Source organism: Bradyrhizobium sp. P5_C11_2 (assembly GCF_054049755.1).
This window is the reverse complement of the sequence record NZ_JBFULT010000338.1, coordinates 1-8,257: the sequence shown is the minus strand read 5'-3', so window position 1 is coordinate 8,257 and position 8,257 is coordinate 1. Positions and strand designations below refer to the sequence as shown.

Below are 8,257 nucleotides of genomic sequence, written 5' to 3'. Positions count from 1 at the left end.
GCGTAGGATGGGTAGAGCACTTGCGAAACCCATCATGCTTCCGCGCAGACAAGGCGCGATGAGTTTCGCTCCGCTCTCCCCATCCTACGAGCTGAGACGCCCGCGCTCATTTGACCCGTCGGGCAAAACACCTGGCTCCCCCGAAACACCGTCAATCCCCCGTCGCAAAAATTTTTCACTTTACCGAAATTCGGATTTACGGCACTATTCCGCCATCCTGGTCCAGGAAGAGGGGCGATCGTACGTCGTCACGAACGTGGGCGGGGGTGCGGTGGACGCGGTGGCGTCGGGCACGCGAAGGCGGGATCAGGGCGAGATGAACCTCGTGAGATCCTTGCTGCGTGCGGAACGGACGGCGCTGAAGCGTACGGCGAAAACGTGTGGTCCTGACCGTCGTTGCTACGGTCAAGCCTTGCGGAGATGGATCGGAGCTCAACCGGGCCGCGGGACATCGCCAATTCGCAAGGTGACGGAGGCCAGAAGGAACTCGGCTCCGGGGAGAGCGCGCATAAGCCGTCAACCCATCGCGCAGGGAAGGCCGGGTGTTTTCCGGCCCACCTGTTGTCCGCCTGTGCATTTGCGTGTGCAAATTCTTCGCACAGCGGATCATGGGTGCCAGCCGGCACCCGGTCTTCCCTGCGCCCTCTTCACGGAAAGAGGGTCAAGGAAACGAGAAAAACTCGGGCGCTACGTGCCGCGAGAATGCCGATCTGTGCGTGATTGAACCCAGAAAATGGTGCTGCCAGACAGGATTGAACTGTCGACCTCTCCATTACCAATGGAGTGCTCTACCACTGAGCTACGGCAGCAGGTGCTGGGATAAGAATCGGCCGCCATGAGGGGCCTACCAAGCGGGCCGATATCTGCCACAAGCCCCCCGCCTGTGCAAGCTTGCAGGCCCCGTCAAATCGAGAAAATCGGGCTGATATCGGGGCCAAAATGGCTGTTTTGGCTTGAGCCGGCCAGCTTTCGGCCGATTCGGGTACCGATATCCCCCAGCCAATTGGCCAGTTGGCCACGCCCTCGAATTCGCCCAAATCTGGCGACTTCGTTGTCGCAGCCGGTGATCGCCTCTTGAGCTGCCGTTATTCGATGGCATCCTGCGGCCGATCGCATTGATGGGCCCGTGATGACCGACGAGAACGACAAGAGCGCAAGGCAGGACTCAAGACAGGACCGGGCGTCCCGGGACGACCGGCTGAAATCGGCGCTGCGCGAAAACCTGAAGCGGCGGAAGGTGCAGGCGCGCGAACGTGCCGCCATCACCGAGCCCTCGCAGAACGACGATGATTCCCTAGATGAGGGGATCGCCGGCAAGACCGGTGGTTAGAATCCGGCGGCGAGAATTTTGGAATGAGTGAGAGTGACCATGGGGCAAGACGAGGTGCAACGAACCGACAGGGAGGCGCAGATGGCACAGTTCTCGCGCCCCGAGCAGACCTTTCCGACGCTGACGCCCGCCGAGATCGAGCGGATGCGTCTTTTCGGCGAGCTTCGCACCTACGCGGATGGCGCGCTGCTGTTCGAGACCGGCAAGCCGGGGCCGGGCATGTTCGTCGTGCTGAAGGGCCATGTCGCCATCGCCCAGCGTGACGGGCTCGGTCACATCACCCCGGTGATCGATCAGGGGCCGGGACAATTCCTGGCCGAGCTCGGCCAGCTCTCGGGGAGGCCGGCGCTGGTCGATGGCCGCGCCGAGGGCGATGTCGAGGTGCTCCTGATCCCGCCGGACCGGCTGCGCGCGCTGCTGGTCGCCGAAGCCGAGCTCGGCGAGCGCATCATGCGCGCGCTGATCCTGCGCCGGGTCAGCCTGATCCAGGGCGGCATCGGTGGCCCCGTGCTGATCGGGCCGTCGAACTCCGCCGGCGTGGTGCGCTTGCAGGGCTTCCTCACCCGCAACGGCCAGCCGCATCATCTGCTTGATCCCGACAGCGAGAATGACGCGGCGGAGGTGATTGCGCGTTATTCGCCGAAGCCCGAGGATTGGCCGCTGGTCGTCACCGCCGACGGCAGCGTGCTGCGCAATCCCAGCGAGATCGAGCTCGGGCGCGCCATCGGCATGATCGGCGGGTCGAAGGACGATCGCATCTACGACGTCGCGATCGTCGGCTGCGGGCCGGCGGGGCTCGCGACCGCGGTCTACGCGGCCTCCGAAGGCCTCTCGGTCGCGGTCGTCGATACGCGCGCCTTCGGCGGCCAGGCCGGCGCCAGCGCGCGCATCGAAAACTATCTCGGCTTTCCGACCGGCATCTCCGGCCAGGCCCTGGCCGGCCGGGCCTTCACCCAGGCGCAGAAGTTCGGCGCCGAGATCATGATCCCGATGTCGGTGAAGTCGCTGGACTGTTCGCGCAGAGCCGGCACCTTCGCGCTTGCGCTGGATTGCGGCGACACATTGCGCTCGCGTGCGGTGGTGGTCGCGAGCGGCGCGCGCTATCGCCGGCCTGAGATGGCGAACCTCGACAAGTTCGAGGGCCGCGGCGTCTGGTACTGGGCCTCGCCCGTGGAGGCGCGGCTTTGCTCCGGCGAGGAGGTGGCGCTGGTCGGCGCCGGCAATTCGGCGGGGCAGGCCGCCGTGTTCCTGTCGGGCCATGCCAAGAAAGTGCTGATGATCATCCGCGGCGGCGGCTTAGGGGCCAGCATGTCGCGCTATCTCATTGAGCGCATCGAAGCGACGCCGAACATCGAGCTGCTGTTCAACACCGAGATCACGGCGCTCGAGGGCGATGAAGCCTCGCTGCTGCGGCGCATCCGCTGGAAGAGCCGGCTGTCGAGCGACGAGGATGTTGCCGACATCCGCAATCTCTTCCTGTTCGTCGGCGCCGATCCCGCCACCAACTGGCTCGACGGCTGCGGCGTGACGCTCGATCGCGGCGGCTTCGTCGTCACCGGCGCGCAGTCCGAGCAGAACCAGGGCCGGCTGGTGGCGCCGTTGGAGACCTCCGTGCCCGGCGTCTACGCCGTCGGCGACGTCCGCTCCGGCTCGGTCAAGCGCGTCGGCGGCGCCATCGGCGAGGGCGCGCAGGTCGTGGCGTCCCTGCACGGCTTCCTCGGCGACGCCGCAAAACCGGCGCTTTAGCCAAGGACAAGACAAGCAGGTGGCAAGCGGAATCTGACTTGCCATCTTGCCGTGTCCCACGGACTATCCCCCGTCGCGAGGCCAATCGCGCGTGGAAGAACAAGGATTCGCAAGGGAGGACTAAATGGCTGAACTCGTCGTGCTCTACAAGACGCCCAAGGATGCTGCCGCCTTCGACAAGCATTATGCCGAGACCCACATTCCACTCGCCAAGAAACTTCCCGGCCTGAAAAAATACGCCGTCAGCACGGGGCCGGTCGGCTCCCCCGCGGGACCTTCCGGAGTCCACCTCGTCGCCATTCTCTCCTTCAACAGCGTGGCCGACATCCAGGCGGCATTCGGCAGTGCAGAGGGCAAGGCGGCAGCAGGCGACGTGCCGAAATTCGCCAGCGGCGGCGCCGACCTGCTGATCTTCGACACCAAGGACGTGTGAAGGATCGATTCAACTTTCGTCGAAGACCTGAGAGCTCGTAGCTCGGATGGAGCGAAGCGCAATCCGGGGCCGCTGTCGCTTGTGGCACGATTCCCGGATTACGCTACGCTCCATCCGGGCTACAAACTACAAACTGCCGTCGTTTGTGACAGCGATGCAAAAAATTCAGCCATGCGTTTGTCGATTCGCACGATGACGCATGGCTTTGACCATGCGTGTGACGACAACGCATGTGGCAATCTCATGAGGACCGTAATACTAATCCGATCTCAATGCAGAGAATAGGAGAGATGCCATGGTTCTTGGGTTGAGCCTGCCCGCCTTCACGTTGGTCCATGTCATCATCAGCCTGATCGCGATCGTCGCTGGCCTCATCGTGATGTTCGGCCTGCTGGGTTCGAAGCCGCTGCCGGGCCTCACCGCGATCTTCCTGCTGTTCACGATTCTGACCAGCGCCACCGGCTTCCTGTTTCCGTTCAAGGAGCTGCTGCCGTCGCATATCATCGGCATCATCTCGCTGGTGCTGCTCGCGATCGCCTGCTTCGCGCTGTACGGCATGAAGCTCGCCGGCGTCTGGCGTCCGGTCTACGTCGTGACCGCGATGATCTCGCTCTATTTCAACGTCTTCGTGCTGGTGATCCAGTCGTTCCTGAAGGTGCCGGCGCTGGCCGCGCTCGCGCCCGCCGTGCCGCCGGCACCGCCGTCGGGCCCGGTGTTCGCCGTGGTGCAGGGCATCGTGCTGGTGTTCTTCGTGGTGGTGACCGTCGGCGCCTGGCGCCGCTTCAAGCCGATGGCGTTTGCCTGATCGCACGATCCTCGTCATTCCGAGGCATCGCGCAGCGATGAACTCTGGTGCGCAATCGCGCACCTGAGAATCTCGCACAACAATCTCCAGATTCCGGGTTCGCGCGGATGCGCGCCCCGGAATGACGTCCCACTAAAAGGAGCCTTTCATGCCCACCATCACCACCAAAGACGGCGTCGAGATCTTCTACAAGGACTGGGGCTCCGGTCAGCCGATCGTGTTCAGCCATGGCTGGCCGCTGTCGTCCGACGACTGGGACGCGCAGATGATGTTCTTCGTGACCCGCGGCTACCGCGTCATCGCCCATGACCGCCGCGGCCACGGCCGCTCGTCGCAGGTCGCCGACGGCCACGACATGGATCACTATGCCGACGACCTCGCGGCCGTGACGGCGCATCTCGACCTCAAGAACGCCATTCACGTCGGCCACTCCACCGGCGGCGGCGAGGTCGTGCATTACATTGCGCGCCATGGCGAGAGCCGGGTGGCGAAGGCTGCGATCCTGTCCGCGGTGCCGCCGCTGATGGTGCAGACCGCGGCCAATCCCGGCGGCCTGCCGAAGAGCGTGTTCGACGATTTCCAGGTCCAGCTCGCCGCCGGCCGTTCGAGCTTCTACCGCGACATCGCCGCCGGCCCGTTCTACGGCTACAACCGTCCCGGCGCGAAACCGTCGGAAGCGGTGATCCAGAACTGGTGGCGGCAGGGCATGATGGGCGGCGCGAAGGCGCATTACGACGGCATCGTCGCCTTCTCGCAGACCGACTTCACCGAGGACCTGAAGAAGATCAACGTGCCCGTGTTGGTGATGCACGGCGACGACGACCAGATCGTGCCTTACGCCGACTCTGCGCCGCTGTCGGCCAAGCTGCTCAAGAACGGCACGCTGAAGACCTACAAGGGCTTTCCGCACGGCATGCCGACGACACATGCCGAGACCATCAACGCGGATCTGCTGGCGTTCTTCAAGGGGTGAGGCGCCTCACTCCAATATCCCCCTGATCGCGTCGAAGGTCCGCTTGACGAAAGCCTCCGGCTTTTCCCGCGCACCTTCGCCGATCCAGCTCTCGCCGCCGACGCGCATCGCGCCGGTGGCGATCATGGCGACGAGACGCGCCTTCAGCCGGTCTGATTTGCGGCCGGAGCGCTGGGCCAGCCCTTCCGCCAAGGCCCGCTCGAGCTTCTCGTATTTGAGCTGGTCGCGCGCGTGAAGCGCGGGATTGTCGCGCTTGAGCCGCGACATCGCGGCTGCCTCGGTCGGATCGATCCGCTTGACCGCCGCGGCGATCGCATTCTCCGCCGCCGTCAGCATGGATTCGTCCGCGGGCCTGGCGAGGATCTCGGCGACCAGCGCGGCCGCTGCATCCTCCTGCCAGGCGGCGACCACATCCTCCTTCGAGGCGAAATAATGGAAGAAGCTGCGGCGCGACACGTCCGCCGCGGCCGCGACATCGTCGATGGTCGTGGCCTCGAAGCCGCGCTCCAGAAACAGCGCCATCGCCGCGCGCTTCAGCCGCTCGCGGGTCTGCTGCCGCTTGCGCTGGCGCAGGCCCGGCATTGCCGGCGGTTTCTCTTCCGAAGACAATGGCTTGGCGCGTTTCCCGATGTGCCTCGAAGCCTTCAAATTCCTTCACCCCTTGCAAAGTTGCACCAAGTGCACATTTAGTTCGGTCGCGGGCCTTTTGTATCCCCCAGCCTGGAGATATGGCATGACCGACTGGACCACGGCAGACATCCCCTCCCTCAGCGGCAAGACCGCCGTCGTCACCGGAGCCACGGGCGGCCTCGGCTACGAGACGGCACTGGCGCTGGCGGGTGCCGGCGCCATCGTCATACTCACCGGGCGCAACGACGCAAAGGGCCTGCGGGCGATCGAGGGCATTTGCAACCGCTTTCCCAACGCGCTGATCGCCTATGAGCATCTGGATCTCGCAAGTCTCGCCTCCGTGGCCGATTTCGCCAGACGCTTTGCCGCCAGCAATGAAACGCTCGACCTCCTGATCAACAATGCCGGCGTGATGGCGCTGCCGACGCGGCAGGAGACCGCGGACGGTTTCGAGATGCAGCTCGGCACCAACTATCTCGGCCATTATGCGCTCACGGCACGCCTGCTGCCGCAGCTTCGCCGCACCAAGGCGGCCCGGATCGTCAATCTGTCCAGTCTCGCGCACCGCTCCGGCGCGATCGATTTCGACGACCTGCAATGCAAGCGCTCCTATCGGCCGTGGCGGGCCTATTGCCAGTCCAAGCTCGCGATGCTGATGTTTGCGCTGGAGTTGCAGCGCCGCAGCGACGCGGCAGGGTGGGGCGTGATGAGTCTCGCCGCCCATCCCGGCTACGCGCGGACCGATCTCATTCCGAACGGTCCGGGCACCAACACCCTGTCATGGCAAGTCGGACGGCTGTTGCAGCCCTTGATCAGCCAGTCCGCAGCCGACGGCGCGCTGCCCACCTTGTTCGCGGCGACCTCGTCGTTCGCCGAGCCCGGCGGCTATTACGGTCCGAACGGGTTCTATGAATTGAAGGGGCCGCCCGAGCCGGCGAAGATCATGCCGCGGGCGAAGGATTTTGCCGCTGCTGCGATGCTGTGGGATGTCTCGGCGACACTGACCGGTGTATCCTTCGACGAGATCGCGGCCGCCGCATGAGCCGCGACGCCGTTGGGGACGTTCCGATGCAAGTCATCATCTTCGGCGCGACCGGCATGGTCGGGCAGGGTGTTTTGCGCGAATGCCTGATCGATCCCGGCGTCGCGCGCGTCGTCGCGGTCGGTCGCAGCCCGACCGGCGTGCGCAACGCCAAGCTCACCGAGATCATCCACGACGATTTTATCGACTATTCGGCGATCGAAGCGCAGCTCACCGGCTTCGATGCCGGTTTCTTCTGTCTCGGCGTCTCCTCGATCGGCATGAGCGAGGAGCGTTACCGCCACCTCACCTACGACATCACGCTCGCGGCGGCGACGATGCTGGCCAGGCTCAATCCGCAGATGATTTTCACCTACGTCACCGGCGCCGGAACCGATTCCACGGAGCAGGGGACGCGGATGTGGGCGCGGATCAAGGGCAAGACCGAGAACGATCTGCTCAAGCTGCCGTTCAAGGGCGCCTACATGTTCCGTCCCGGCGCGATCCAGCCCCTGCACGGCGCCCGCTCCAAGACCGCGTGGGTGCAGGCCGTCTACACCGCGACATGGCCACTCTGGTCGGTGCTCCGCCGGATCTCGCCAGGGCTCGTCACCTCGACCGAGCAGATCGGCCGCGCCATGATCCATGTCGCCCGGCAGGGTTATCCGCGGAAGGTGCTGGAGATGAAGGATATCAATAGCCTCTAGTCCGCCGGCCCGTTAGTTTTGCGGATATTTCTGGCGCCCATGCGCGTTGTGCCGCATCCGCCCCGAAGGAGAAGCGCCGGTGATGTCTCCCCAGCTCAAACTGATTGCGCTCGATGCCGACGATCTCGCCGTGATCTCGACCCATGTGCAGGATGCCCGCGTGCAGACATCGGACATCGTCTGGCGGCAGGGTGAGAAGCGGCTGGTGGTCGGCATGAGCCGGCTGGACTGGGAACAGACGCTGGAAGGTGAGGCCGCGCCGCGCCGGCTGGTCGCCGCGCTGCGCTTCGACCGTGTGCTGGCCTGCAAGTCGCGCAACATCGACCTCGCCGCGCCGGACAAGCTGCTGGATCTTCTCGGCATCGAGTTTCACCCCCAGGACGGCCGCGACGAGGAGCCCGGCGGCAGCGCGCTGCTGCTGTTTGCCCAAGGCGGCGCCATCCGCCTCGACGTCGAATGTCTGGAATGCGAGCTGACCGATCTGGGGGCGGATGAGCTGGGAACGGTCGGGGAGGGGTGAGGGACGGGCATCCCGCGCCAAACCCTCAGCCGTCGTCCTGGCGAAAGCCAGGACCCATAACCACCCATAACCACGAATGCTTGTGGTTATGG

Annotated in this window: 9 protein-coding genes and 1 tRNA gene; 8 read left to right on the top strand and 2 right to left on the bottom strand. The window is 64.8% G+C overall.

What is annotated here, in order from left to right:
* Window positions 1–734: 734 nt before the first annotated feature.
* Window positions 735–809 (bottom strand) — tRNA-Thr (locus tag ACXJL8_RS26580).
* A gap of 320 nt (window positions 810–1,129) precedes the next feature.
* Between ACXJL8_RS26580 and ACXJL8_RS26575 the strand changes: the two genes are divergently transcribed.
* From ACXJL8_RS26575 to ACXJL8_RS26555, 5 genes are all read left to right on the top strand, one after another.
* On the top strand, window positions 1,130–1,330 hold the full coding sequence (locus ACXJL8_RS26575; protein WP_456620538.1) for a hypothetical protein: 201 nt from the start codon (window positions 1,130–1,132) through the stop codon (window positions 1,328–1,330).
* Window positions 1,331–1,369: 39 nt separating this feature from the next.
* A complete protein-coding gene (locus ACXJL8_RS26570; RefSeq protein WP_456620629.1) occupies window positions 1,370–3,076 on the top strand; it encodes an FAD-dependent oxidoreductase in 1,707 nt (568 codons plus the stop codon).
* 124 nt (window positions 3,077–3,200) lie between these two features.
* A complete protein-coding gene (locus ACXJL8_RS26565) occupies window positions 3,201–3,509 on the top strand; it encodes an EthD family reductase (RefSeq protein ID WP_456620537.1) in 309 nt (102 codons plus the stop codon).
* Between the two features lie 295 nt (window positions 3,510–3,804).
* Window positions 3,805–4,314, top strand: a complete 510-nt coding sequence (locus tag ACXJL8_RS26560; RefSeq protein ID WP_456620536.1) for a hypothetical protein — start codon at window positions 3,805–3,807, stop codon at window positions 4,312–4,314.
* 148 nt (window positions 4,315–4,462) lie between these two features.
* Entirely contained in the window at window positions 4,463–5,287 is an 825-nt protein-coding gene (locus tag ACXJL8_RS26555) for an alpha/beta fold hydrolase (RefSeq protein WP_456620535.1), read from the top strand.
* A 6-nt stretch (window positions 5,288–5,293) separates the two neighbouring features.
* Here ACXJL8_RS26555 and ACXJL8_RS26550 read toward each other — a convergent pair whose 3' ends face one another.
* Window positions 5,294–5,869: a TetR/AcrR family transcriptional regulator gene (locus ACXJL8_RS26550; protein WP_456620534.1), complete on the bottom strand. Its 576-nt coding sequence runs from the start codon at window positions 5,867–5,869 to the stop codon at window positions 5,294–5,296.
* Between the two features lie 151 nt (window positions 5,870–6,020).
* Here ACXJL8_RS26550 and ACXJL8_RS26545 point away from each other — a divergent pair, with 151 nt between their 5' ends.
* The 3 genes from ACXJL8_RS26545 to ACXJL8_RS26535 all read left to right on the top strand — a co-directional run bounded on the left by ACXJL8_RS26545 (window position 6,021) and on the right by ACXJL8_RS26535 (window position 8,165).
* The gene (locus ACXJL8_RS26545; RefSeq protein WP_456620533.1) at window positions 6,021–6,959 is read left to right on the top strand and encodes an SDR family oxidoreductase; all 939 of its coding nucleotides are present in this window, start codon (window positions 6,021–6,023) and stop codon (window positions 6,957–6,959) included.
* A gap of 26 nt (window positions 6,960–6,985) precedes the next feature.
* The gene (locus ACXJL8_RS26540; RefSeq protein ID WP_456620532.1) at window positions 6,986–7,645 is read left to right on the top strand and encodes an epimerase; all 660 of its coding nucleotides are present in this window, start codon (window positions 6,986–6,988) and stop codon (window positions 7,643–7,645) included.
* A gap of 82 nt (window positions 7,646–7,727) precedes the next feature.
* Window positions 7,728–8,165: a DUF2948 family protein gene (locus ACXJL8_RS26535; RefSeq protein WP_456620531.1), complete on the top strand. Its 438-nt coding sequence runs from the start codon at window positions 7,728–7,730 to the stop codon at window positions 8,163–8,165.
* Window positions 8,166–8,257: the final 92 nt, after the last annotated feature.

Excerpts from the sequence above, each read along its gene's own strand:
- ACXJL8_RS26575 (WP_456620538.1), top strand. The coding sequence starts at position 1,130 with ATGACCGACGAGAACGACAAGAGCGCAAGGCAGGACTCAAGACAGGAC.
- ACXJL8_RS26570 (WP_456620629.1), top strand. The coding sequence starts at position 1,370 with ATGGGGCAAGACGAGGTGCAACGAACCGACAGGGAGGCGCAGATGGCA.
- ACXJL8_RS26565 (WP_456620537.1), top strand. The coding sequence starts at position 3,201 with ATGGCTGAACTCGTCGTGCTCTACAAGACGCCCAAGGATGCTGCCGCC.
- ACXJL8_RS26560 (WP_456620536.1), top strand. The coding sequence starts at position 3,805 with ATGGTTCTTGGGTTGAGCCTGCCCGCCTTCACGTTGGTCCATGTCATC.
- ACXJL8_RS26545 (WP_456620533.1), top strand. The coding sequence starts at position 6,021 with ATGACCGACTGGACCACGGCAGACATCCCCTCCCTCAGCGGCAAGACC.
- ACXJL8_RS26535 (WP_456620531.1), top strand. The coding sequence starts at position 7,728 with ATGTCTCCCCAGCTCAAACTGATTGCGCTCGATGCCGACGATCTCGCC.
- ACXJL8_RS26555 (WP_456620535.1), top strand. The coding sequence starts at position 4,463 with ATGCCCACCATCACCACCAAAGACGGCGTCGAGATCTTCTACAAGGAC.
- ACXJL8_RS26540 (WP_456620532.1), top strand. The coding sequence starts at position 6,986 with ATGCAAGTCATCATCTTCGGCGCGACCGGCATGGTCGGGCAGGGTGTT.
- ACXJL8_RS26550 (WP_456620534.1), bottom strand. The coding sequence starts at position 5,869 with ATGCCGGGCCTGCGCCAGCGCAAGCGGCAGCAGACCCGCGAGCGGCTG.